The organism is Candidatus Rokuibacteriota bacterium, assembly GCA_030647435.1.
Taxonomy (GTDB): domain Bacteria; phylum Methylomirabilota; class Methylomirabilia; order Rokubacteriales; family CSP1-6; genus AR37.
This window is the reverse complement of the sequence record JAUSJX010000155.1, coordinates 36828-58532: the sequence shown is the minus strand read 5'-3', so window position 1 is coordinate 58532 and position 21705 is coordinate 36828. Positions and strand designations below refer to the sequence as shown.

Sequence of the window (21705 nt, the reverse complement as noted above, 5' to 3'; positions counted from 1 at the left end):
CGTTTTCCGCCTGGGCCATCGCGCAGTATATCACACGGCTAGAAGAGCCCCGTAATCACCCCGTCCGGCGTGACGTCCACGCCCTCGGCATTGGGCTTGCGCGGCAGCCCCGGCATGGTCGTGATGTCGCCGGCCAGCGCCACGAGGAACCCCGCCCCAGCCGAGATCCGCAGGTCGTTGATCGTGATCCGGAAACCGCGCGGCCGGTTGAGCAGGGTCGGGTCGTCGGACAGCGACCGCTGCGTCTTGGCCACGCAGACGGGCAGCCGGCCGTAGCCAAGCGCCTCGGCCTGGGCGATCTGACGGTCCACCTTCTTCGGGTACTCGACCCCGTCGGCGCCGTAGATGCGGGTGGCGATGGTCTCCAGCTTGGCCTTCACGGAGGCGTCGAGCGGGTAGAGCGGCGCGAAGGCCGAGCGCTCAGTCTCGAGGAGCTTGAGGAGCCCACGCGCGAGGTCCTCGCCCCCCTCCCCGCCCCTGCCGAAGACATCCGCCACGTAGGCCTGCACCCCGAGCCTGCCGCAGCGGTCGAGCACGGCCTGGTACTCGCGCTCGGTGTCGGTCGGGTAGCGATTGAGCCCGACCAGCACCGGCACCTTGAACTGGCGGACGCAGGCGACGTGGGCGTCGAGGTTGTCGAGACCGCGGACGAGCGCCTCCACGTTCTCCTTGCCCAGCTCGGTCAGCGGCACGCCGCCGTGGTACTTGAGCGCGCGCGCCGTCGCCACGATCATGGCCGCGTCGGGCCGGAGCCCCGCCAGCCGGCACTTGATGTCGAAGAACTTCTCGGCGCCGAGATCGGTCGCGAAGCCGGCCTCGGTGAGGCAGATGTCGCCGAGCTTGAGCGCCATGCGCGTCGCGACGACTGAGTTGCAGCCGTGGGCGATATTGCCGTAGGGCCCGCCATGGACGAGGGCCGGCGTGCCCTCCATGGTCTGGACGAGGTTCGGGTGGACGGCGTCGCGGAGCAGGGCGGCCATGGCGCCCGTGACCTTGAGCTCGTCGGCGAGGACCGCCGTGCCGTCGGGCTTGAGCGCCACCAGCATGCGGCCGAGCCGCGCCTTGAGGTCCGAGAGGTCCTCGGCGAGACAGAGCGCCGCCATGATCTCGGAGGCCGAGGTGATGAGGAAGGCCGCCTCGCGCGGCACGCCGTCCATCCGGCCGCCGAGCCCCACGACCACGTTGCGCAGCGCGCGGTCGTTGAGGTCGAGGACGCGCCCCCACAGCACCTGGCGCACGTCCATGCCGATCACGTTGCCGTGGTGAAGGTGGTTGTCCACGGCGGCGGCGAGGAGGTTGTGGGCTGAGGTGACGGCGTGGAAGTCGCCCGTGAAGTGGAGGTTGATGTCCTCCATCGGCACGACCTGGGAGCGGCCGCCGCCCGTGCCGCCGCCCTTCATGCCGAGCGTGGGGCCTATCGAAGGCTCGCGGAGCGCGATGACGGGCCGCGCACCCACGCGCCACAGCGCCTGGCCGAGACCGATCGTCATCGTGGTCTTGCCGTCGCCGGCGGGCGTCGGGGTGATCGCCGAGACGACGACGAGCTTGCCGTCGGGCCTGCCGCTCCGGGCGTGGAGCGCCGGCAGCAGCACCTTGGCCTTGTCGCGGCCATACGGCAGCCATTCCTCCGCCGCGAGCCCCAGCTCGCGGGCGATGTCAGCGATCGGTCGGGTCGAGGTCGGCATCCGGCATGATCTCCTTGAGCCAGTCGGGCAGCGCGATCATCTTGGCCGTGGCGGGATCCCAGCAGGCGTGCCGCGTGAACCCCGTGGCCACGAGCTCCTTGGCCTCGTTCCTGATCTCGTACGAGAAGGTGAAGCTCGCCCGCCTGCGCTCGCTGACTCGCGAGCTGACCTCGAGGAGGTCGTCGAGCTTGGCGGGCTTGACGTACTTCACGAAGGCCTCCACGACGGGCATGTGGATGCGCTTGTCCACCTCGGACATCGGCAGGTCCCTCTGCCGCAGGTACTCGACGCGGGCGACCTCGAAGTAGGTCAGGTAGTTGCCGTAGTAGACGACCGACATGGTGTCGGTGTCCTTGTAGCGGACGCGGATCTGCGTGACCGAGGGCATCGAGCGGCCATCCTACCACCGCTCCGGATCATTTGCGGATCAGATGTCGACGTTTTCCTCGGCGACGGATTTGCGGGCGGTCATGTTGAAGCGGCCGTCGTAGATCGGGCGGCCCTGGGTCGTCGGTCCCTGGTACTGGCAGAAGAGCATCAGCCCGCCGGTCTTCGTCACGAGCGGCGGCTCGAAGTGGGGATCGGGGTGGAAGAGCATCTTGCTCCACTGACCGGGCCAGCGCAGCGTCTCCCACGGCCGGTCGTCGGCGTGAACCGCCTCCATCGGCTTGTGTCCCGTGCTTAGCACCTTCTCGCTCATGTCGGCCCCCGTCTGTTAGAGGTACTGTCCGTAGCGGATCTTCTCGACCATCTCCCGCGTGCGGCGGTAGCGGTCGATCTGCTGGAGGAGATCCTGCGTCGTGACGAGCCCCTTTTCCTGCCCCTGCCCCGCCGCGTGGACCTTCTGCTCGAGCGCGCGCCGGGTGATCTCGGAGATCTCCGCCCCGCTCATGCCGCCCATGGGCGGCAGCACGGAGCGGTAGTCGAGGTCGCTGAAGAGCGTGCGCCCCGCGGCGGCTTCGGCGCGCTTGCGGGCCAGCTCAAGGATCTCCTGCTGCTCGGGACCGTCGGGAAGCGTCACTTCCACCAGGCGGTCTAGACGACCCGGGGCGACCAGCGAAGAGTCGACAGAGTCGGTGCGGCTTGTGGAGCCGATCGCGATCATCCGTGAGAAGTCGTCAAGGCCGTCGAGCCTCTCGCAGAGCGCCGCCACCAGCCGCGCGGAGGCCTCCCGCGCCTGCGCGGGCGGGAGCAGATGCTCGAGCGACAGCGCGTTGGCCTCGTCGAGGAAGAGCACGCCCTTGCCCTGCTCCTTCGCGACGGCCAGGATCTCCTGCAGAAGCTCGCCCGTGTTCGGGCCGAACTTGGAAGTCAGGTTCATCAGCTTGAGGTGGTAGAAGACCGAGCCCGTCTCGGTGGCGAGCGCGCGGGCCAGCAGCGACTTGCCCGTGCCGGGCGGGCCGTAGAGCAGCACGCCCTTGGGCGGCGTGATGCCCCACTTGCGGTAGAGCTCGGGGTCCGTGAGGGCCGTCGCGAAGCTCCGCACGATGCTCTTGGCCTCGCGCAGGCCTCCGATCTGGGCGAACGTCGTCTCGGGCTTGATCCGCACCACCACGCGCCCGGAGAGATCCCCGAACTTTTCCCCGAGCTTGGCGAAGACGTCGTCGATGCGGCGCTGGATCGCCCACTGTTGGCTGTCGAGATCCCCGCCTTCCGCCGCCGCGCCGGCGCCCGCGGGCTCGTCGGGAGCCATCGGCTAGATGAGCGGCGCCGGGAGCGGACCCGGCAGGAGCTCAGACTTGTCGAACACGCGGTCCTCGACGAGCACCGGCGCCTTGGCGCGGATCGCGAGCGCGATGGCATCCGACGGGCGCGCGTCGAGCTGCATCTCCTTGCCGCCCGCGTCGAGGAAGACCGTGGCGTAGTAGATCCCGTCCTTGAGATCCGTGATGACCACGCGGGTGACCGTGACCTTGAGCCGGCCGAAGAGCGTCAGGAAGAGATCGTGGGTCAGCGGTCGCGGCGGGACGCGATGCTCGAGCGGGTAGACGATGCCGGTCGCCTCCGCCGCGCCGATCGCCATGCCGAAGCTCCGGCGGTCACGCTTGCCCTGCAGGACCACGGTGGGCTGGAGGCTCGCGGAATCGAGGAAGAGCCCGACCACGCCGGCCTCCTGCGGGCCGGCGGGCGCGGGCGTCTGCGCGGGCAGACGCGCGGGCGCGGCGGCGAGCGCCGCGGCAATGAGGAGCGGCAGTCCGACGTGCGGCACCAGTGCGAGTCTCGCCATCTTCACCCTCCTCCGGCGCGCCTGCGCCCCGCGCGCGCCAGCAGTATCGGGCCCGGGTCGAGCCAAGTCAAATCGCGTGGGGAGCTTTCACGGCGTAACCAACTCGAAGCCGGAAGGAAAGGAGGAAACCGGCCGCCAGCAGGAGCGTCAGCGTGCTCCACATGACGCCGTATCCAAGGCCGTGAGCGACGTAGCCGAAGGCGATGGACCCCAGCGCGTTGCCAACGAGAAAGACCGCGCTGAAGATGCCGACCACGCCTCCCCGCCGGGCCTCCGGGGTCACGTCCATCAGGAGCGCCGCGAGCGCCGGGTAGAGGAAGCCGTGGGCGCCGCCCGCCAAGAGCCCAGCCAGGAACAGAAACGGCACGACGGGCACGGTCATGTGCGGCTGCACCAGGAGCGCCATCGCGGTCAGCAGCCCCGCGGAGGCAGCTTGCACGAACATGGAGGGGATGATGGTCGCGCGCCGCCCGCGCGTGTCGATGAGGTTCCCGCCGCCCACGCGCACTCCCACCGCCGCGATGGCGTAGGCGGTGTAGAAGAGGCTGACGCTGTGGACGCCCAAGCCCTCGCCGAAGGTCGGCAGGAAGGTGAACATGACGCCCGTCCCGAGCCCGAAGAAGAAGGTCAGCGCCATGTGGAGCCGAAGCACCTCGGCCAGCCCCGCGCGCAGCGAGCCGATCCCCGGTCCATCGCCCAAGGTCGGCGGGCGGATGCCGCGTGTCGTGACCACGAGCCAGGCCGAAACGCCGCCCAGCAGCACTGACAGCGCGAAGAGCCAGTGGAAACTCAGGCGGTTCACGATGATCTCCCCCGCGACGGGAACGAGCGCGGTGCCGAGGAAGCCGGAGACGCCGTAGATGCCGAGCGCCCAGCCTCGGCGCTCCACGGGCACGAGGTCCACCACGTGCAGGTAGTTCGCGACGAAGAAGGCCGAGAAGCCCAGCCCCTGGACGACGCGGAGCGCGGCCAGCAGCGCCAGCGAGTGGCTGACGAGGAAGGCGGCGGAGGAGACGATGAGCAGAAACACGCCGAGCGCCATGAAGAAACGACGACCGACACGATCGAGCCAGAGGCCGATCACGGGCTGGCAGACGATGCCGGCGGCGCTGTACACGCCCTGGACCAGGCCGATCTCGGCCTCAGTCCCGCCCAGCCGGTGGACGTACAGCGGCAGGAGGATGAAACAGCTGAGGCTCGACATGAAGAAGAAGTTCGTGAGCGTCGCCCGCGCGAAGGGCCCGCCGACGATGAGCTCGAGCCCGCGGATCACGAGCGTTGCGGCCCGCTTTCCCCGAGGCGTAGAATGGCCGCGATTATGGTTTGCGTTGCCATGACTCCTATCAAATGTAGCACGTGCGGAGAGTAGGCCTGCCGCTGGACACCATCGCGCAGGCGTTCGAGCACGCGCTGGGCTTGTCCGAGACGGGACGCGGCAGGCTCGAGGCGCCGAAGTCCCTTCAAAGCTGGCCCGGCATCGTGCACGGCGGCTGCCTCGTTGGACTAGTAGACGCCGCCGCGATACGGCTCGGCCGCGCCCCGGGCCCGCGCCGCGTCGACGGGCGCCTGACCTCGTCCGTCCCGATCGAGACCGCGCTCGACCTCCAGGTCGACCGTGGTGCCGACGCCGTCGGCTTCACCATTCTCCAGGACGGCCATACCCTGACGAGCGGCAGCGTCGCCGACCTGCCGGCGGCGCCCGCGACGGCGGGCGCGTGGATCGGCGGCGACGACGGCTCTCCCCTGCCCATGTCGGACTACTGCCTGGCCTGCGGCGCTGGCAATCCGCTCGGCCTCCAGGTGGCGCTGTCCTTCGACGAGGAAGGCGTCTGGGCGCGACTGACTCCGCGCGCGCCGTGGCGCGCGGGCGGCGACCGCCTCCACCCGGGTCTAGCACCGGTGCTACTCGATGAAGTCGCGTGGTGGCTGGGAGCGCTCGTGATGAAGGAAGGCGGCCTGACCAACCGTCTCGCCGTCAGCCTCCACGAGCCCGACGCGTCATTCGACGGCACGCTCGTCGCGTCCGGGCGCTTCGCCGACGTGACGCCGATAGACCGCAAGCGGACCTTCTGGCGCACGGAGAGCACGCTGAGCACATCGTCCGGCACGCTCATCGCCACCGCGTCCATCGTCTTCCGCGGCGGCACCGACTACTCGGAGCGGCAGATGGCCTACTTCAAGCCCCGCACACCCCCCAAAGTCTTCCGGAGAATGTTCCCCAACTACGCCTGATCACCGCGCCTGATGTCCCGAGCCGGAAGTGTGCCGACAATACGCCGGCCGGGGGCGGGGGCAGCCTCCGCGGACCACGCTGACCCGCGGCCCTTTGCGCCCTCTCTATGGCGCCACGGGACGGAGGTGTCTGGCTTCGACCACGCGCAGAAGATACGGGTCCACGGAGGCTGCCCCCGCCCCCGGCCGGCTCGCGTGAGGAGAATCGCAGGACACAACCCGGGCAATCCCGGGCGAGTGAGATAGCAGGTCGTCGACGTAGCGGGGAGGGCGGGGCTGGGGGGTACCCTCCCGGGACCCGTATCTTCTGCGCGCCGCCGAAGCAGGAGACCGATTTCTCGTGGCCCCAACCGAGAGAACACAACGCGCTGCGGGTCAGCGTGGTCCCGGGAGGGTACCCCCCAGCCCCGCTCGGCAGATTGCCAGCACTTCGTGGTTCAGGATACGAGCGAGGCGCGCGAGGCGGCGGCCTTGGTGCGGAGGGCTTCGACCGCGGACATCGGCACGGCGGGCGAGCCCAGGCTGGCGGCGCGCACCTTGGGGCCGTGGAAATCCGAGCCGCCCGTGGCGACCAGGTCGTGGTCCTTGCAGATCTGCAGATACGCCGCGCGCTGGGCGGCCGAGTGCTCGGCGTAGTAGCACTCGATACCCATGAGGCCGGCGGCGATGAGCCCCGGGATGAGCTCGTCGCGGTCGGCGAGCCCCGGGTGCGCGAAGACCGGCACGCCGCCCGCTTTCCGGATCAGCCGCACGGCGTCCTCCGGCGTGAGCTTCTTCCTCTGGACGTGCCCGGGCTTGCCCGAGCCCAGGTACTTGTCGAAGGCCTCGCGCACCGTCTTGACGTAGCCGCGCGCGACCATGACCTGCGCCACGTGCGGGCGCCCCGCCGAGCCCTCCTTGACGATCGCGAACACCTCGTCGGCCTCGAGCGGCATGCCGAGGGCGGCCAGCCGCTCGACCATCCGGTGGACGCGCTCGCGCCGCTCCCGCCGCTGCTCGCGGCAGAACTCCTGGAACCACGGCGCCTGCCAGTCCATGAGGTAGCCCAGGACGTGGATCTCGGCGCCCTCGACGTCGCAGTTAATCTCGATGCCCGGGAGGATTTCGAGCGGACGGCTCCGCGCGGCGGCCTCCATGGCCTCGGCCAGCCCCTCGGTCGAGTCGTGGTCGGTGACGGCGAGAACGCGCACGCCGCGCCTGGACGCTTCCGCCACGAGCTCGGACGGCGTGTAGGTGCCGTCGGACGCGGTCGTGTGGGTGTGGAGGTCTACGCCGCCGGGCATCTACCGCTTGCCGGCGAGCGCTGAGAGGTACGCCAGCAGCGTGCGCACACCGACGCCCGTGCCGCCCTTGGGCCCGAGCGGCAGCTCGCGCTCGGTGAAGGCCGTGCCGGCGATGTCGAGGTGCGCCCACGGGCGGCCGTCGGTGAAGTCGCGCATGAAGAGGCCGGCCACGATGGCGCCGCCTCCGCGCTGGCTCGAGATGTTGTTGAGGTCGGCGATGTCGCTCTTGAGCCCTTCCTTGTACTCGTCGTGCAGCGGAAGCCGCCACATTTTCTCTCCGGCGGCCTCGGCGGCGCCCAGCACGCGATCCGCGAGACCGTCGTCGGTCGCGAACACGCCGGAGAGACCCATGCCGAGCGCGACAACGACCGCGCCCGTCAGCGTCGCGAGGTCGAGCATCTCGTCCGGCTTGATCTCCTTCGCCGCGTACGCCAGCGCGTCCGCGAGCGTGAGCCGCCCCTCCGCGTCGGTGTTGCCGATCTCGATCGTGAGCCCGTTCATGGCGCACACCACGTCCCCCGGACGCTGCGCGGTGCCTGAGGGCATGTTCTCGGTGGCGGCGATGAGGCCGTGGACCTCGACCGGCAGCGCGAGCTTGGGCAGCGCCTGAAAGAGCCCCAGCACCGCGGCCGCGCCCGACATGTCGTCCTTCATCCGGTACATGCCGTCGGCCGGCTTGAGGTCGAGGCCGCCCGAGTCGAAGGTGATGCCCTTGCCGATGACGACCACGCGCTTGCGCGCTCGTCCCTTCGGCTTGTACGTCAGGTGGATGAACTTCGGCGGCTCGTGGCTGCCCTGGGCGACGCCGACGTAGGCGCCCATGCCGAGCCTGGCGCAGTCCGCGCGCTCGAGCACCTTGAGCCCGAGGCGCCCCGCCCGGGCGATCTCTTGCGCGCGCCGGGCGAGGTAGGCGGGCGTCACCACGTTGGCGGGCTCGTTGACGAGGTCGCGCGCGAGACAGGTGGCCGCGGCCCAGGTCTCCCCCGCCCGCATCCCGTCCTCGGCGGCGGCGTGGCTCCGCCGCTCCGGCTCGCTCACCGCCAGCGAGTCGAGTCTCTTTGGGCTCTTCTCCTTGAGGTACTTGTCGAAGCGGTACGTGCCGAGCACCGCGCCTTCCGCAGTCGCCTGGGCGCGGGCCCGCGCCGGCACCCCGTCGGCGGCGAGGTACGCCGCGGCGCTCCGCGCGCCGAGATCGCGGGCGCGGCGCGCGGCGGCCGACGCGGCCCGGCGCACGGCCTCGGCGCCGCTATCCTTCTTCGGGCCGAGTCCCGCCACGAGCACGCGCGCAGCGCGCAGGCGGCCGTCCGTGTGGACGTGGCTCACCTGCCCGATCTTTCCCTCGAACTTCTCGGCCGCCATGACCTTGGAGAGCAGGCCGCCGAGCTTTTTGTCCACCGCAGCCAGCGCTCCGGTGACCTTCGCGTCGTCCGAGTGACGGCCTACGATGAGCGCATCGGCGCGGACCTCGGTGAGGCCGCTGGTGTCGAGGGAGAGCTTCATCGAATCGGGCCTCCTGATTGGTTGCTTTGGGCTGATACGGCTCGTTGGATGGCGCGGGCCCGCTGGATCATGTCCGCGAGCCCGTCGGTGGTGTCGTATTGGCCGAGGTCGTCCACGGCGACCCAGCGGACCTCGGCGGCGTCGCTGCCCGCCTGGAGCCGGCCGCCCACGGATTCGGCGACGTAGTCGATGATCACGTAGTGGTAGCGGACGGCGTCCTGCTCGCGCACGACGCGGTCGATGACCCCGCAGAAGCCGAGGACCCGCACGCGCAGCCCCGACTCTTCCTCGATCTCGCGCACGACCGCGTCCTCGATGCGCTCGCCGAGATGCACGAGGCCGCCCGGGATGCTCCACTTGCCCTGCCCCGGCGGGCGGCCGCGCCGCGCGAGCAGCACGCGCTCGCCGTCGAGGACCACGGCGCCCACGCCGACCCGCGGCGCGTCGGGAAACTCGCGCGCGGCTGCCGCCATCAGACGATGGTGAGCGCGCGCGGAGCCCGACCGGCCCGCGTCCAATCGTCGGTCGCGTACTTCTCGCGCTCGAGCATCCCGGCCAGCGCCGCTTCTTCCTCCGACAAGCCGCCCGGCTCGAGCGTGAGCCCATGCGCCGCCCGGAAGCCCTCGGCGAGCGCCTCGGCGGTTTCGTCAAAGGACGGGCGCCGGCCCAGCACGGCCTCGAGCGTCGTCATGTCCGCCAGCGGGTCGCGGCCGCCGGGGAAGACGCGACGCAGCCGCCCGGGCTCGGTCCCCAGCATGATGGCGCCGTGCTGGAGAAAGGCCGCGCCCTGCCGTCGCTGGGCGCTGCCCACGAGCTTGCGGCCGGCCACCTCCAGCTCGAAGGACCCGGTCCGCGCGAAGCAGAAGACGGGCATCGCCGCCGGATCCGAGGGCTGGACGGGCACCATCTCGACGGGCGCACCCAGCGCACGCAGGCCGGCCAGGAGCCCTTCGCCGATCCAGCGGTAGGTCTCGAGGAGGTCGGCTGCGCCGTCGAAGTCGCCCACCGCCGCCGCGACGCTGTAGGTGATCTCGAAGTCGGGGCCCTCGTGGAGGATGGCGCTGCCTCCGGTGGCCCGCCTCACGAGGCCGAGGCCCATCGCGCGCGCGGTCTCCAGGTCGATGCGGCCGTCGAGCCGCTGGCCGTAGCCCAGCGAGATCGTGGGCGGCGCCCAGCCGAAGAAGCGGAGCGTGGGCGGCGAGCCGTGACGCAGGCGCGAGAGCAGGAGGGCCTCGTCGAGCGCCATGTTGGCGGCGCCGTCCAGCGGCTCGGTGACGAGGAGCCGGAAACTGGGGAGCGTCACTTGGCCTGGGGCGTCCACTTGAGGCGCGGCTGGCGCGCGGCGCCCGTCTGGTCGAGACGGCGCACCGGCGTCGTTACCGGGGCGTCGTGGATCAGCTGGGGATTGTCCCGCGCCTCGCGGGCGATCTGGATCATGGCGTCGCAGAACTCGTCGAGCGTCTCCTTGGACTCGGTCTCGGTCGGCTCGATCATCAGCGCCTCTTCCACGATGAGCGGGAAATACGTCGTCGGCGCGTAGAAGCCCAGATCGAGAAGGCGCTTGGCGATGTCGGTGGCCGTGACGCCGAGCTTCTTCTGCCGCCGCGCCGAGAGCACGCACTCGTGCATGCAGGGCCCGGGCGCGGAGCGGTCGTACTCCCCCTCGAGGCGGCTCAGGATGTAGTTGGCGTTGAGCACGGCGTTGTCGGAGACGGCGCGCAGGCCGTCGGGGCCCATGGTGCGGATGTAGGTCCACGCGCGCACCAGCATGCCGAAGTTGCCCCAGAACGCCTGGAGCTTGCCGATGGACTGCGGCCGGTTCCAGTCGAAGGCGTACTCGTCGCCGTCCTTGACGAGGACCGGCGTGGGCAGGAACGGCGCGAGATGGTCCTTGATGCCGACGGGCCCCGCGCCGGGACCGCCGCCGCCATGCGGTGTCGTGAAAGTCTTGTGCAGGTTGAAGTGGCAGACGTCGAAGCCCAGGTCGCCGGGGCGCGTGATGCCGAGGATGGCGTTGAAGTTGGCGCCGTCCATGTAGACCTGCACGCCCTTGGCGTGGCACATCTCGGTGATCTGGTGGATCCTGGACTCGAAGAGCCCGAGCGTGTTGGGCTGGGTGATCATGAAGGCTGCGACGTCGTCTCCCAGGTGCCGCTCGAGGTCGAGCAGGTCCACGTCGCCGTTCTGCTCGCTCTTGAGCTCCACCACCGAGTAGCCCGCCAGCGCCGTCGAGGCTGGGTTGGTCCCGTGAGCCGAGTCGGGGATGAGGACCTTGGTGCGCCGCTCGCCTCGCGCGAGGTGATAGGCGCGGATCATCAGCACGCCGGCCAGCTCGCCCTGGGCGCCCGCGGCGGGCTGGAGCGAGACGTGGTCCATCCCCGAGACTTCCGCCAGGTCCCGCGACAGCTCGTCCATGAGCCGGAGCGCCCCTTGTGCGGCGACCTCGGGCGTGAGCGGGTGCAGGCGGGCGAAGCCCGGCAGCCGCGCCATGTCCTCGTTGATCTTCGGGTTGTACTTCATGGTGCAGGAGCCGAGCGGGTAGAAGTGCGTGTCCACGCCGTAGTTCATCTGGCTCAAGCGCGAGTAGTGGCGGACGACGTCCACCTCCGATACCTCCGGAAGCTCTGGCGGCGCCGCGCGGAGGTGCTCTTTCGGCAGAAGCTGGGCCGGGTCGCTCACGGGCACGTCGCACTCCGGCAGCGAGTGGGCGTGGCGGCCGGGACAGGACAGCTCGAAGATCAGCTTGTCGTAACCGGGCTTGGCGGTGTGCATGGGCGCCTCAGGCCACCGCGGCTGCGAGCGCGGCCGCGTAGGCGTCGATCTCGCCGCGCGTGCGCTTCTCTGTCACGGCCACGAGCAGGCAGTCCTTCTGGGCGCGGTCGAAGGCCTTCAACGGCACGCCGGCCAGGATCTTCTCCTTCATCAACCGCTTCGCCACTCGCTCCGGGGATTTCGGAAGCTCGAGGGTGAACTCCTTGAAGAAAGGCGCCGTGAAGCGGAGCCGCACCCCCGGGATCTTCGCGAACGTCTCGGCGGCGTAGTGCGCCTTGGCCGTGGACAGCTCTCCGACCTTGCGGATCCCGACCTTGCCCATGATGGCAACGTAGATCGTCGCCATCAGCGCGCAGAGGGCCACGTTGGTGCAGATGTTCGAGGTCGCCTTCTCGCGCCTGATGTGCTGCTCGCGGGTCTGGAGCGTGAGCACGAAGCCGCGCTGGCCGTCGAGGTCCACCGTGGCCCCGACGAGCCTGCCGGGCATCCGCCGCACCAGCTCTTGCTTCGCCGCGAACACGCCCAGGTTCGGGCCTCCGAAGCTCATCGGCACGCCGAGCCCTTGCCCCTCGCCTACAACCAGGTCCGCGCCGAGCGCGCCGGGCGGCGTGAGCAGTCCCAGGTTGACCGGGTCGGCCACGACGATCAGAAGCGCGCCGGCCGCGTGCGCGATGTCGGCCGCCGCCTTGACGTCCTCGAGGCAGCCGAAGAAGTTCGGGTGCTGGATGACGACGGCCGCTGTCTGGCCCGAGACGGCCTTCCGGAGGGCGTCGAGGTCCGTCGCCCCGTCGCCGATCGGCGCCGACTTGAGACGGATGCCCGGCCCCTCGCAGTACGTCTCGACGACCTGGCGATAGAGCGGGTTGAGGCCCTTCGAGAGGACGATCGCGTTCAGCTCCGTCACCGCGTGGGCCATCAGCGCCGCTTCGGCCACCGAGGAGGCGCCGTCGTAGAGCGACGCGTTGGCGACGTCCATCCCGGTGAGTTCCGCCATCATGCTCTGGTACTCGAAGATGGAGCGGAGCGTCCCCTGGCTCGCCTCGGGCTGGTAGGGCGTGTAGGCCGTGAAGAACTCGCCGCGCGAGATCAGGTGATTGATCGGGCTCGGCACGCTGTGGTCGTAGGAGCCCGCGCCCAGGAAGCAGGCGTAGTCGTCGGCGTTGGCGTTCAGCGCCGAGAGGGCCCGCAGGTGGCGGACGAGGTCGGTCTCGGCCATGGCCGCCGGCACGTTGAGCGGGCGGGACAGCCGGGCCTTCGTTGGAATCCGCGCGAGGAGGTCCTCGATCGATCCCACGCCGATCTGCGCCAGCATCTCCCGCTGCTGGGCCGGCGTATTGGAGATGTAGCGCATGGTCTCAGTGCCCCGCCGCGGCGATGAGCTTTCCGTAGTCGCCGGCCGGCATGAGCCCGTCCCACTCCTTGGCGTTGGAGAGCTTGATCACGATCATCCAGCCCTGGCCGTAGGGATCGGCATTCACCACCTCGGGCTTCTTGGGCAGCTCGGCGTTGATCTCGACCACCTCGCCGCTGAGCGGCGCGAAGAGGTCCGAGACGGCCTTGACCGACTCGACCACTCCGAAGGTCTTCATGGCGGTGATCTTGGCGCCGACCTTGGGCAGCTCGACGAAGACCACGTCGCCCAGCTGCTCCTGCGCGAAAGCCGTGATGCCGACGCGGGCCTTGTCCCCCTCGAGCTTGGCCCACTCGTGTTCTTTCGTGTATCGAAGCTCTCCCGGAACATTCGCCATCGTGCTCTCCTAGGTCTTCTTGGCGTGTGAGGGGACGAACGGAGTCTTGGCGACCCGCGCCCGGTGGGCCTGGCCGCGGATGTCCACGTCGAGCTCGGCGCCGACCGGTGCAAGGTCGGCCCGGACATATCCCATGCCGATGCAGCGTTCGAGGCTCGGCGAGAAGGAGCCCGAGGTGACGACGCCCACGGGGTCGCCGGCCTTGAGCAGGCGGTAGCCGTGGCGCGCCACGGCGCGCTCGGCCATCTCGAAGCCCACGAGCTTGCGCGTGACTCCCGCGGCCCTCATCGCCTCGATGGCGGCACGCCCGATGAACTCGCCTTTGGCCGGCTTGACCACCCAGCCGAGCCCCGCTTCGAGCGGGTTCGTCGTCTCGTCGATGTCATTGCCGTAGAGCGCGAACTTCATCTCGAGCCTCAGCGTGTCCCGCGCGCCGAGCCCGATGGGCTGTATCCCGTCGCCCTTGCCCGCCCCCATCAGCGCGTGCCAGAGCGTCTCGAGCTGCGCCGCGGGCGCATACAGCTCGAAGCCGTCTTCGCCCGTATAGCCCGTGCGCGAGATGAGACACGGCACGCCCGCGACGGCGCCCTGCGCGAACTGATAGTAGAGGACGCGCGTCACGTCCCTGTCGGCCAGCCTCTGTACCAGGGCCTCGGCCTTGGGCCCCTGCACCGCCAGGAGCCCCGTTTCGGCACTCACGTTCGTCCAGCCGCCGCCTCTGCCGCCCTCGGTCACCCAGGCCCAGTCTTTGTCGATATTGGAGGCGTTGACCGTCAGCATGTAGTGGTCTTCGGCCAGGCGGTACAGCGTCAGGTCGTCCACGATGCCGCCCTCCGGATAGCAGAGCAGCGAGTACTGGACCTGGCCTATGGCGAGCGTGGAGGCGTCATTCGTGGTGAGCGTCTGGACGGCGGCCAGCGCGCCGGGCCCGCGCACCTCGAACTCGCCCATGTGGCTGATGTCGAAGAGCCCGACGGCCGAGCGGACGCAGCGGTGCTCCTCGATGATGCCGGTGTACTGGACGGGCATGTCCCAGCCGCCGAAGGGGACCATCTTGGCGCCGGCCGCAGCGTGGACATCGCGCAATGGAGTCCGCTTGAGGGGAACCGGGGTGTCCGTCATGGCAGCCCCATCATCTTAATGGATGGGCTCCGGGGCCGCAATGGGAACTACGCCCCGACGCGGGATTCGTAACCGCGTCGGGGCGACGGCGCTGCTACTTCGTCGTGTAGCCTCTGGCGCTCATGCAGGCGCCGAAGGCCTGGTCGTAGCCCGCCTGGCCCTTCCCATACTGGCTGGTCCCGCCGTAGGCCGCGCCACCGACGCCGCCGGCCGCGGCGCCGATCGCCGCGCCCGTGCCCGCATGTCCGGTGGCCGCACCGATGGCGGCTCCTGCCGCCGCGCCGGTCAGCGCGCCGATGGCCAGCCCGATGCCGGCGCCCTTCGCCGTGCTCGTCGCCGGATCCCACCCGCTCTGCTGCTTGGCCCAGGTCTGGCACTCGCTCCCGTCCTGTGCCTGCTTCTGGGGCGTCTGGCCCTGGGCCGGATAGGCGTAGATAGTGGGCGTGGCCGGCGCGGACGCGCAGCCAGAGAGCGCCGCGGCGAACACGATGGCTGTCATCCCTGAGACGATGCGATGCGTTGTGGTCATGGGAAACCTCCCTCGCCGCCCATTATGCCTCGCCCGGCGAAGACTACGCCTCTTTCTCGACCACGCGGCCGAACGCCTCGAGGAAGCGGTCAACGTCCGCGTCGACCATGGCCAGCGAGCAGCAGCCGAGCCCTCGCTGGGTCAGGAGCACGCCGTCGTTGAGGAGCGCCATGAAGGTGCGGAGCGGCCGCTCGGCATCCGCGGGGCGGCTCGAGCGGTAGTCGCTCAGGCGCTTCTTCGTCCAGTGGATCCAGAAGAGCGAGCCGAGCCCCGTCACCTGCGCGGGCTGTTTGTTCTTGGACAGGACGCGCTTGACGCCGGCGCGCAGGCGATCGCCGAGGGCATCGAGTTTCGCGTAGGCGTCGGGCGTCAGCTCCTGCATCGTCGCGACACCGCCGGCCATGGTCACCGGGTTGGCGTTGAAGGTGCCGCCGTGGCTGATCCGTCCCTTGCCGCCGCGCGGGTCGTAGTAGTTCATCACCTCCGCGCGCCCGCCGAAGGCGCCGACGGCGAGCCCGCCGCCGATGATCTTGCCGAGCGTGGTCAGGTCCGGCCGGACGCCGAAGCGCTGCTGCGCCCCGCCCGGCGCTACGCGAAATGAGATGACCTCGTCGAAGATCAAGACGATCCCGAGACGCTCCGTCACCTCTCGCAGGCGCTCGAGGAAGCCCGGCTGGGGCACGAGCAGGCCGGCATTGGCCATGAGCGGATCCACGATGAGCGCGGCGATGTCGCGCCCCTGCTTCTCGAGGATCTTTACGCACGCGTCGGCGTCGTTCCACGGCAGGATTACGGAAAGCTTGAGCACGGTGTCCGGCACGCCGGCCGAGTATGCGACAGGCTTCGGCCGCTTGCGCGAGCCCGACTTGGCCGGGTCGGGCGAGACGCTCACCAGCACCCAGTCGTGCGTGCCGTGGTAGGCGCCCTCGAACTTGGCGAGCTTGCTCCGTCCCGTGAAGGCGCGCGCGGCGCGCACGGCGTTCATCGTCGCCTCGGTGCCCGAGTTGGCGAAGCGGACCACCTCCATGCTCGGTATGCGCTGGGTCAGCAGCCCCGCCAGCTTGACCTCGTGCTCGCTCGGCCCGGGGAAGGACATGCCGCGCGTCGCCTGCTCGGCGACGGCCTCGACGACCGACGGGTGCGCGTGGCCCAGGATCAGGCTCGTGTAGTTGCCGTTGAAGTCGAGGCGCTCGGCGCCGTCGGCGTCCCAGATGCGGGCGCCAGCGCCGCGCGTGATGTAGAAGGGGTACGGGTCGAAGAAGGTCGTCGTGCGGCTGTTGCCGCCCGGCATGACCCGGAGCGCCTCCTCGTACATCTGGCGCGAGCGGGAGGTCTTGGCCTTGTAGTCGTTGACGAGAGTCTCGAGGGTCATGTTGGTGACTCCTTCCTGGCTTCCGTCGCCCCTCTCCTAGGCTGAGGGGAATGGGATCGCGTCGTCGAGCTCGCGGCGGTAGGCGCGCAGGAACTCGTGGGCCTCGGCCACGGTCACGCGGCGGAAGCGCAGCCGCTGCCCCGGCTTGACCTGGGCCACCCGCCCGATGTCGAAGGAGCATACCGTGCCGATCTTCGTGTAGCCGCCCGTGGACTGCCGGTCGGCCAGGAGCACGATGGGCTGACCGTCGCCGACGACCTGGATGCCGCCAAGCGCCACGCCGTCGGAGATGATGTCGTGGCCGCGCGTGTGCTCGATGCGCTCCCCGCGGAGGCGGGCGCCCATGCGGTCGCTCTGCGACGTCATCTCGTACGGCGCGTCGAAGAGCGCCGCGATGCCGCGCTTGGTGAAGCGGTCGTCCTGGGGCCCGAGCACCACGCGCACTGTGGGCTCGACCGTGTAGTCGGGGATGATCTCCTCGTGGACCTCGGCGGGCGCGCCGCCCGAGGCGGGGCCGAGCGGCAGGCAGTCGCCCTTGCGGAGGGCCCTTCCCTCGAGGCCTCCGAGCTGGCCGCGGAGATAGGTGGCGCGCGAGCCCAACGCGGGCGGCGTGTCGATGCCGCCGGAAACGGCGAGATACCCGCGCACTCCCGAGGCCGCCGGTCCCAACCGCAGGACTTCACCCGCTTCGACCTCGAAAGCCGCCCAGCGCGGCATGGCCGCGCCATTGAGCGTGACGGGCATGTCGGCGCCCGTGACCGCGACCCAGCGCTCGTCGGCGAACTCGATGCGCGGCCCGATGAGCGTGCACTCGAGCCCCGCCGCGTCATCGGCGTTGCCCACGAGGCGGTTGGCGAGGAGAAAGGCCTCGCGGTCCATGGGGCCCGACGGCGGGATGCCCACCCGCAGCGATCCGCGCCGGCCGAGGTCCTGGACCGTGGTCTGCGGTCCCGCGTCGTGGATGAGGACGCTCGGCATCAGGCGCGCTCCATGCGCGGGGTATAGGTACCCTCCGCCACGGCGCCGGCGATGGTGTCGTACTCGGCGCGGGAGATCATGCGGAAGCGGACGTGGTCGCCGGCGCGGAGGAGGATCGGATCGGCGGCCGACGGGTCGTACAGGCGCAGCGGAGTGCGGCCGAGCACCCAGAAGCCGCCGGGGCTCTCGACAGAGTAGATGCAGCACTGGATGCCGCCGATGGCGACGCTGCCGGGCGGCGTCTTGGTCCGCGGCTGATCCAGTCGCGGGATCTCGAGGCGGTCGGGCATGCCCGTCATGTAGGGCAGCCCCGGCGTGAAGCCGACGAAGTAGACGTAGTAGTCGGTCGAGGCGTGGAGCCGCGCGACGTCGTCCGGCGGCAAGCCGATCTTCTTGGCCGCCGCCGCGAGCTCGAAGCCCAGGTCTTCACCGTAGCAGCACGGGATTTCGACCGTGCGTGCCGGCGGCAGCACCTCGGGCCGGGCCTCCCGGCACAGCGCGCGAAGGGATTTGGTCAGCTCGTCCCAACCAACCGTGAAGGGGTCGTAGTAGACGAGGAGCGAGCGGTAACTCGGCAGGGTCTCAGTGACGCCGCCCAGCGCCTTCTGCTGGATCAGGTACTCGAGCGCGAGAACCCGCGCGTTGACCTCGCGATTGATGTCGTCACCCAGCTCGACCGACAGCGCGAGGTCCCCGCAGGGCAGGAAGCGGGGCTCGGCGTAGATGCCCACCGGCTAGAACGCGGCGAGGGTGGAGTTCGGCACGTCGGTGATGAACATGTGGCCCGGGCTGTGGGTGATCATGAACGAGGGCTTCGACGCCAGCGCCACCGCTTGCGGCGTCACGCCGCACGCCCAGAACATCGGGACTTCCCCCGGCTCGATGCCGACGAAGTCGCCCCAGTCGGGCTTCGAGATGTCCTTGATGCCGAGGTGCGCGGGATCGCCCACGTGCACGGGCGCGCCGTGGGCGCCGGGGAAGCGCGCCGAGGCCGTCACAGCCTTGGCGACCATCTGGTACGGGATGGGCCGCATCGAGACGACCATGGGGCCGTGGAAGCGGCCCGCCGGGCGGCAGGCGACGTTGGTCTTCCACATGGAGACGTTGCAGCCGCGATCCACGTGCCGCAAAGGGATGCCCGCGTCCATCAGCGCCCACTCGAAGGTGAAGGAGCAGCCGAGGAGGAAGGCGACGAGGTCGTCGCGCCAGAAGGCCTTGACGTCCGTCACCTCATCCGCGAGCACGCCGTCCTTGTAAATCCGGTAGCGCGGCAGGTCGGTACGGAGGTCGGCGCCCGGCGCCACGCCGACGGGCTCGGGCGAGCCGACCTCCGTCACCTCGATCAGCGGGCACGGGCGCGGGTTGCGCTGGCAGAAGAGGAGAAAATCGTAGGCGTCCTCTTTGGGCAGCACGGCCATATTGGCCTGGACGAACCCAGGCCCCAGCCCCGCGGTGACGCCGTGGAGCTTGCCGCTTCGGATGTCGGCGCGAATCTCTCTCGGGTGGCGCGTGTCGATAGGCATCTCGTCCTCCGGGTGTGTGTGCCTCTGAATCTACTTCAGGTGGCCGAGCTTGGGCCAGAGGTCGGGGTTGCCGAGCACGTGCGGCTTCTCGCCGCGGAGCACGCGCAGCATCTCGGCTGTGACCTGGATCGCCATGCCGCGGGTCGTCTCCTCGGTCACGCCGGCGATGTGCGGACTCACGATCACGTTGTCGAGCTGGAGGAGCCGGCTGTCCGAGGAGACGGGCTCCTCCTCGAACACGTCGATGCCCGCCGCTCGGATCTTGCCGCCCTCGAGCGCCACGCGCAGCGCCTCCTCGTCCTGGACCTTGCCGCGAGAGGTGTTGATGAAGATCACGCCGGGCTTCATCAGGGCGATCGCCACGGCGTCGATCATGTGGCGCGTTTCCCGCGTGAGGGGCGTGTGGCACGTGACGACGTCGGCCTGCCGGAGGACGGAGGCCATGTCCGGCATGGGCTCGACGCCGCGGTTCCGGAGCTCGTCGGCCGCCACGTACTTGTCGTAGCCGATCACGCGCATGCCCATGGCGCCCGCGATCTTCGCCACCCGACGCCCGATGTTGCCGACGCCGATGATGCCGAGCGTCCGGCCGTTCATCTCGAGCAGGCCCTGCCAGCGACCCTTGCTCCAGTCGGCCAGCCGCGTGCGTTTGTCCACGACCACCGCCTGCTTGGCGCAGGCCAGCATGAGCATGATCGCGTGCTCGGCGACGGAGTTGGAGTTGGAGCCCGGGGCGTGGACGACCGCCACGCCGAGATCCGTCGCGGCCTCGAGGTCCACGATATCGAGCCCGGCGCCGTGACGGCCGATGACCTTGAGCTGCTTGCAGGCCGCCATCAGCGACCGCGTGCAGTTGGGCTTGGTGCGGAAGAGGATGCCCGAGGCCTCCTGCGCGGCCTTGATCATCCCCGCTTCCGTCTCTTCGTTAGAAACGACCACACGCGCTTCCGTTTCGAGCTGTTTGACGCCGTCCGGATGGATGGGGCCGGCAAGGATCACGAGGGGCTTCATGACGGTAGCGGGTCTCCTATGACTGGGTTACTTGGTCGCCACGAGGACGATGCGGGGGGACTCGAGGGCGAACGGGCGTCCGTCGAGGCCGCCGAAGAGCTCGACCTGGGACCAGCGCTCCGGGCGCAGCATGCGCAGGAGCTCGTGGGCGGAGTAGAGGCGGATCTCGGTCTGGCCCAGCAGGCGGTGCTGGTCCTCGAGCCACCAGTCCTGCTGGATCCGGCTCGTGCGCACGTCGAAGCGGTTCTTGACGCGGACCGTGCCCTCCGGCAGCTGCACCGTCTCCTCGGGCGTCACGTCGTGGATGACGAAGTCGCGGTTGCGCGTATCGAGGACGAAGGCGCCGCCCGGCTTGAGCCCGGTGCAGAAGCGGTCGAGGAGGAGGCGGTCCTCGTCGTCGGTGAAGAAGCCGATGCTCGAGAAGAGGTTCAAGGCCAGATCGAACTCGCCCGAGAACTCCATGTCGCGCATGTCCTGCTTGACCAGCTGGAGCGGCAGCCCGGCGGCCTGGGCGCGCTCCTTGGCGCGGCCGAGCTCGGTTTCGGAGAGGTCCACGCCCGTGACCCCGAAGCCGCGCCGCGCGAGTGCGAGCGAGTGGCGGCCGAAGCCGCACGGCGCGTCGAGGACGCGCCCGCCGGCCGGCGGCCGCACGTGGCCGAGGATCCAGCCGACCTCGGTCTCGGCGTCCGCCTCGGACTCGAGGCCGCGGGAGATGGTGGGCCACGACTCCTCGAAGAATTTGCTGTCGAACACGGGCCGCATTATACCCAAAGTGGTGAATAAAAGTCGGCGGCGTACAGACCGCGCGGCGAGGAGATCCTGAACACCATGGCGACGCTGGTGACGGGAGCGTTCGGCTGCATCGGGGCGTGGGTGTGCAAGCGGCTGCTGGAGGCCGGCGAGAAGCCGGTGGCCTTCGACCTCGGCGACGACCCGTGGCGCATGCGCATGATCCTGGGGCCGGAGCGCCTGCGCGACGTCGTCATGGTCAAGGGCGACATCGCCGACCGCGACGGCGTGACCCGCGTCGTAGGCGAGCTGGCCGACCCGGGTTACCAGCAGGATCTCGGCCCTACGCCGCGCACAGGGCTCAAGGATGGCATTCGGATGACGCTCGACGAATTCGCCGTGCTCAAGAAGGCGGGACGGCTCGACGCGCGCGAGCTGGAGCCGGCGAAGTGAGGGCAGCGGTCACGCTCCGGCCCGCGCGCGCGGGCGACGCCGAAGCGGTCTGCCTGATCTACAACCAGGGGATCGAAGACCGCGTGGCGACGCTCGAGACCGAGCTGCGCACGCCTGAAGAGCGCCGCGAGTGGATGGCGGCGCGCGGCCCCCGCCACCCGGTGATCGTGGCGGAGTCCGGCGGGGTCCTCGTCGGATGGGGAAGTCTAAACGTCTTCAACGCGCGCCCCGCCTACCGGCACGTCGCCGACTTCTCCGTCTACGTCGAGCGCGCGTGGCGCGGCAAGGGCGTGGGCCACCGCCTGCTCGAGCGCCTCATCGAGCTGGCGCGCGAGATCGGCTACCACAAGATGGTGCTGTCCACCTTCCCCACCAACGCGGGGGGCGTGCGCCTCTACGAGCGCCTGGGCTTCAGCCGCGTCGGCGTTTACCACGAGCAGGGCACGCTCGACGGCCGGTGGGTGGACACGCTCATCATGGAGAAGCTCCTCTAGGCGAGCTATCCGGTTCGAGGGTCTTCCCCCGCGAAATCGGGGTCAGG

Annotated in this window: 24 protein-coding genes; 3 read left to right on the top strand and 21 right to left on the bottom strand. The window is 70.0% G+C overall.

The window, feature by feature from the left end:
* Positions 1-38 precede the first annotated feature (38 nt).
* The 6 genes from Q7W02_26965 to Q7W02_26940 all read right to left on the bottom strand — a co-directional run bounded on the left by Q7W02_26965 (position 39) and on the right by Q7W02_26940 (position 5185).
* Positions 39-1685, bottom strand: a complete 1647-nt coding sequence (locus Q7W02_26965) for a formate--tetrahydrofolate ligase (protein MDO8479774.1) — start codon at positions 1683-1685, stop codon at positions 39-41.
* A complete protein-coding gene (locus Q7W02_26960) occupies positions 1657-2073 on the bottom strand; it encodes a thioesterase family protein (GenBank protein MDO8479773.1) in 417 nt (138 codons plus the stop codon). Before Q7W02_26960 ends, Q7W02_26965 begins: the two co-directional genes overlap by 29 nt.
* Positions 2074-2112: 39 nt before the next feature.
* Entirely contained in the window at positions 2113-2385 is a 273-nt protein-coding gene (locus Q7W02_26955) for a hypothetical protein (GenBank protein ID MDO8479772.1), read from the bottom strand.
* A 15-nt stretch (positions 2386-2400) separates the two neighbouring features.
* Positions 2401-3378, bottom strand: a complete 978-nt coding sequence (locus Q7W02_26950; protein MDO8479771.1) for an ATP-binding protein — start codon at positions 3376-3378, stop codon at positions 2401-2403.
* 3 nt (positions 3379-3381) lie between these two features.
* A complete protein-coding gene (locus tag Q7W02_26945; protein MDO8479770.1) occupies positions 3382-3912 on the bottom strand; it encodes a bifunctional nuclease family protein in 531 nt (176 codons plus the stop codon).
* A 67-nt stretch (positions 3913-3979) separates the two neighbouring features.
* Entirely contained in the window at positions 3980-5185 is a 1206-nt protein-coding gene (locus tag Q7W02_26940) for an MFS transporter (GenBank protein ID MDO8479769.1), read from the bottom strand.
* Between the two features lie 83 nt (positions 5186-5268).
* On the opposite strand from Q7W02_26940, the gene Q7W02_26935 reads away from it, so the two are divergent.
* On the top strand, positions 5269-6144 hold the full coding sequence (locus tag Q7W02_26935; protein MDO8479768.1) for a hypothetical protein: 876 nt from the start codon (positions 5269-5271) through the stop codon (positions 6142-6144).
* Between the two features lie 437 nt (positions 6145-6581).
* Here the strand turns inward: Q7W02_26935 and Q7W02_26930 are convergent, their stop codons facing one another.
* From Q7W02_26930 to Q7W02_26860, 15 genes are all read right to left on the bottom strand, one after another.
* On the bottom strand, positions 6582-7427 hold the full coding sequence (locus tag Q7W02_26930; GenBank protein MDO8479767.1) for a PHP domain-containing protein: 846 nt from the start codon (positions 7425-7427) through the stop codon (positions 6582-6584).
* A complete protein-coding gene (locus tag Q7W02_26925; GenBank protein MDO8479766.1) occupies positions 7428-8927 on the bottom strand; it encodes a leucyl aminopeptidase in 1500 nt (499 codons plus the stop codon).
* Positions 8924-9400 (bottom strand): NUDIX hydrolase, encoded by a 477-nt coding sequence (locus Q7W02_26920; protein MDO8479765.1) that lies wholly within the window; start codon positions 9398-9400, stop codon positions 8924-8926. Before Q7W02_26920 ends, Q7W02_26925 begins: the two co-directional genes overlap by 4 nt.
* A complete protein-coding gene (locus Q7W02_26915) occupies positions 9400-10230 on the bottom strand; it encodes a biotin/lipoate A/B protein ligase family protein (GenBank protein ID MDO8479764.1) in 831 nt (276 codons plus the stop codon). The genes Q7W02_26920 and Q7W02_26915 overlap by 1 nt, the downstream gene beginning before the upstream one ends.
* A complete protein-coding gene (gene gcvPB / locus Q7W02_26910) occupies positions 10227-11699 on the bottom strand; it encodes an aminomethyl-transferring glycine dehydrogenase subunit GcvPB (protein ID MDO8479763.1) in 1473 nt (490 codons plus the stop codon). The genes Q7W02_26915 and gcvPB overlap by 4 nt, the downstream gene beginning before the upstream one ends.
* A 7-nt stretch (positions 11700-11706) precedes the next feature.
* Positions 11707-13050, bottom strand: a complete 1344-nt coding sequence (gene gcvPA / locus Q7W02_26905; protein ID MDO8479762.1) for an aminomethyl-transferring glycine dehydrogenase subunit GcvPA — start codon at positions 13048-13050, stop codon at positions 11707-11709.
* A gap of 4 nt (positions 13051-13054) precedes the next feature.
* The gene (gcvH, locus tag Q7W02_26900; protein MDO8479761.1) at positions 13055-13447 is read right to left on the bottom strand and encodes a glycine cleavage system protein GcvH; all 393 of its coding nucleotides are present in this window, start codon (positions 13445-13447) and stop codon (positions 13055-13057) included.
* Positions 13448-13456: 9 nt separating this feature from the next.
* Positions 13457-14569, bottom strand: coding sequence for a glycine cleavage system aminomethyltransferase GcvT (gcvT, locus tag Q7W02_26895; protein ID MDO8479760.1), 1113 nt, complete (start codon positions 14567-14569; stop codon positions 13457-13459).
* Between the two features lie 94 nt (positions 14570-14663).
* Positions 14664-15098, bottom strand: a complete 435-nt coding sequence (locus tag Q7W02_26890) for a glycine zipper domain-containing protein (GenBank protein MDO8479759.1) — start codon at positions 15096-15098, stop codon at positions 14664-14666.
* A gap of 43 nt (positions 15099-15141) precedes the next feature.
* Positions 15142-16470 carry an aspartate aminotransferase family protein gene (locus Q7W02_26885; protein MDO8479758.1) on the bottom strand — a complete coding sequence of 443 codons (1329 nt, stop codon included), beginning with the start codon at positions 16468-16470 and terminating at the stop codon, positions 15142-15144.
* Positions 16471-16506: 36 nt separating this feature from the next.
* The gene (locus tag Q7W02_26880) at positions 16507-17448 is read right to left on the bottom strand and encodes a biotin-dependent carboxyltransferase family protein (protein ID MDO8479757.1); all 942 of its coding nucleotides are present in this window, start codon (positions 17446-17448) and stop codon (positions 16507-16509) included.
* Entirely contained in the window at positions 17448-18179 is a 732-nt protein-coding gene (gene pxpB / locus Q7W02_26875; GenBank protein ID MDO8479756.1) for a 5-oxoprolinase subunit PxpB, read from the bottom strand. Before pxpB ends, Q7W02_26880 begins: the two co-directional genes overlap by 1 nt.
* A gap of 3 nt (positions 18180-18182) precedes the next feature.
* The gene (locus Q7W02_26870; GenBank protein MDO8479755.1) at positions 18183-18971 is read right to left on the bottom strand and encodes a putative hydro-lyase; all 789 of its coding nucleotides are present in this window, start codon (positions 18969-18971) and stop codon (positions 18183-18185) included.
* Positions 18972-19001: 30 nt separating this feature from the next.
* Complete coding sequence (locus Q7W02_26865) at positions 19002-19982, bottom strand: hydroxyacid dehydrogenase (protein ID MDO8479754.1); 981 nt, start codon at positions 19980-19982, stop codon at positions 19002-19004.
* Between the two features lie 27 nt (positions 19983-20009).
* Positions 20010-20735, bottom strand: a complete 726-nt coding sequence (locus Q7W02_26860; protein ID MDO8479753.1) for a class I SAM-dependent methyltransferase — start codon at positions 20733-20735, stop codon at positions 20010-20012.
* A gap of 75 nt (positions 20736-20810) precedes the next feature.
* On the opposite strand from Q7W02_26860, the gene Q7W02_26855 reads away from it, so the two are divergent.
* Both Q7W02_26855 and Q7W02_26850 read left to right on the top strand, forming a co-directional pair.
* Positions 20811-21164, top strand: a complete 354-nt coding sequence (locus Q7W02_26855) for an NAD-dependent epimerase/dehydratase family protein (GenBank protein ID MDO8479752.1) — start codon at positions 20811-20813, stop codon at positions 21162-21164.
* Complete coding sequence (locus tag Q7W02_26850; protein MDO8479751.1) at positions 21161-21658, top strand: arsinothricin resistance N-acetyltransferase ArsN1; 498 nt, start codon at positions 21161-21163, stop codon at positions 21656-21658. The genes Q7W02_26855 and Q7W02_26850 overlap by 4 nt, the downstream gene beginning before the upstream one ends.
* The last annotated feature ends 47 nt before the right edge of the window (positions 21659-21705 follow it).

Coding starts and splice junctions, on each gene's coding strand:
- Q7W02_26865 (MDO8479754.1), bottom strand. CDS start 19,982: ATGAAGCCCCTCGTGATCCTTGCCGGCCCCATCCATCCGGACGGCGTC.
- gcvPB (MDO8479763.1), bottom strand. CDS start 11,699: ATGCACACCGCCAAGCCCGGTTACGACAAGCTGATCTTCGAGCTGTCC.
- Q7W02_26950 (MDO8479771.1), bottom strand. CDS start 3,378: ATGGCTCCCGACGAGCCCGCGGGCGCCGGCGCGGCGGCGGAAGGCGGG.
- gcvPA (MDO8479762.1), bottom strand. CDS start 13,050: ATGCGCTACATCTCCAATACGCCGGCCCAGCAGCGGGAGATGCTGGCG.
- Q7W02_26870 (MDO8479755.1), bottom strand. CDS start 18,971: ATGCCTATCGACACGCGCCACCCGAGAGAGATTCGCGCCGACATCCGA.
- gcvT (MDO8479760.1), bottom strand. CDS start 14,569: ATGACGGACACCCCGGTTCCCCTCAAGCGGACTCCATTGCGCGATGTC.
- Q7W02_26955 (MDO8479772.1), bottom strand. CDS start 2,385: ATGAGCGAGAAGGTGCTAAGCACGGGACACAAGCCGATGGAGGCGGTT.
- Q7W02_26945 (MDO8479770.1), bottom strand. CDS start 3,912: ATGGCGAGACTCGCACTGGTGCCGCACGTCGGACTGCCGCTCCTCATT.
- Q7W02_26960 (MDO8479773.1), bottom strand. CDS start 2,073: ATGCCCTCGGTCACGCAGATCCGCGTCCGCTACAAGGACACCGACACC.
- Q7W02_26920 (MDO8479765.1), bottom strand. CDS start 9,400: ATGGCGGCAGCCGCGCGCGAGTTTCCCGACGCGCCGCGGGTCGGCGTG.
- Q7W02_26965 (MDO8479774.1), bottom strand. CDS start 1,685: ATGCCGACCTCGACCCGACCGATCGCTGACATCGCCCGCGAGCTGGGG.
- Q7W02_26890 (MDO8479759.1), bottom strand. CDS start 15,098: ATGACCACAACGCATCGCATCGTCTCAGGGATGACAGCCATCGTGTTC.
- Q7W02_26925 (MDO8479766.1), bottom strand. CDS start 8,927: ATGAAGCTCTCCCTCGACACCAGCGGCCTCACCGAGGTCCGCGCCGAT.
- Q7W02_26885 (MDO8479758.1), bottom strand. CDS start 16,470: ATGACCCTCGAGACTCTCGTCAACGACTACAAGGCCAAGACCTCCCGC.
- Q7W02_26930 (MDO8479767.1), bottom strand. CDS start 7,427: ATGCCCGGCGGCGTAGACCTCCACACCCACACGACCGCGTCCGACGGC.
- Q7W02_26880 (MDO8479757.1), bottom strand. CDS start 17,448: ATGCCGAGCGTCCTCATCCACGACGCGGGACCGCAGACCACGGTCCAG.
- gcvH (MDO8479761.1), bottom strand. CDS start 13,447: ATGGCGAATGTTCCGGGAGAGCTTCGATACACGAAAGAACACGAGTGG.
- Q7W02_26855 (MDO8479752.1), top strand. CDS start 20,811: ATGGCGACGCTGGTGACGGGAGCGTTCGGCTGCATCGGGGCGTGGGTG.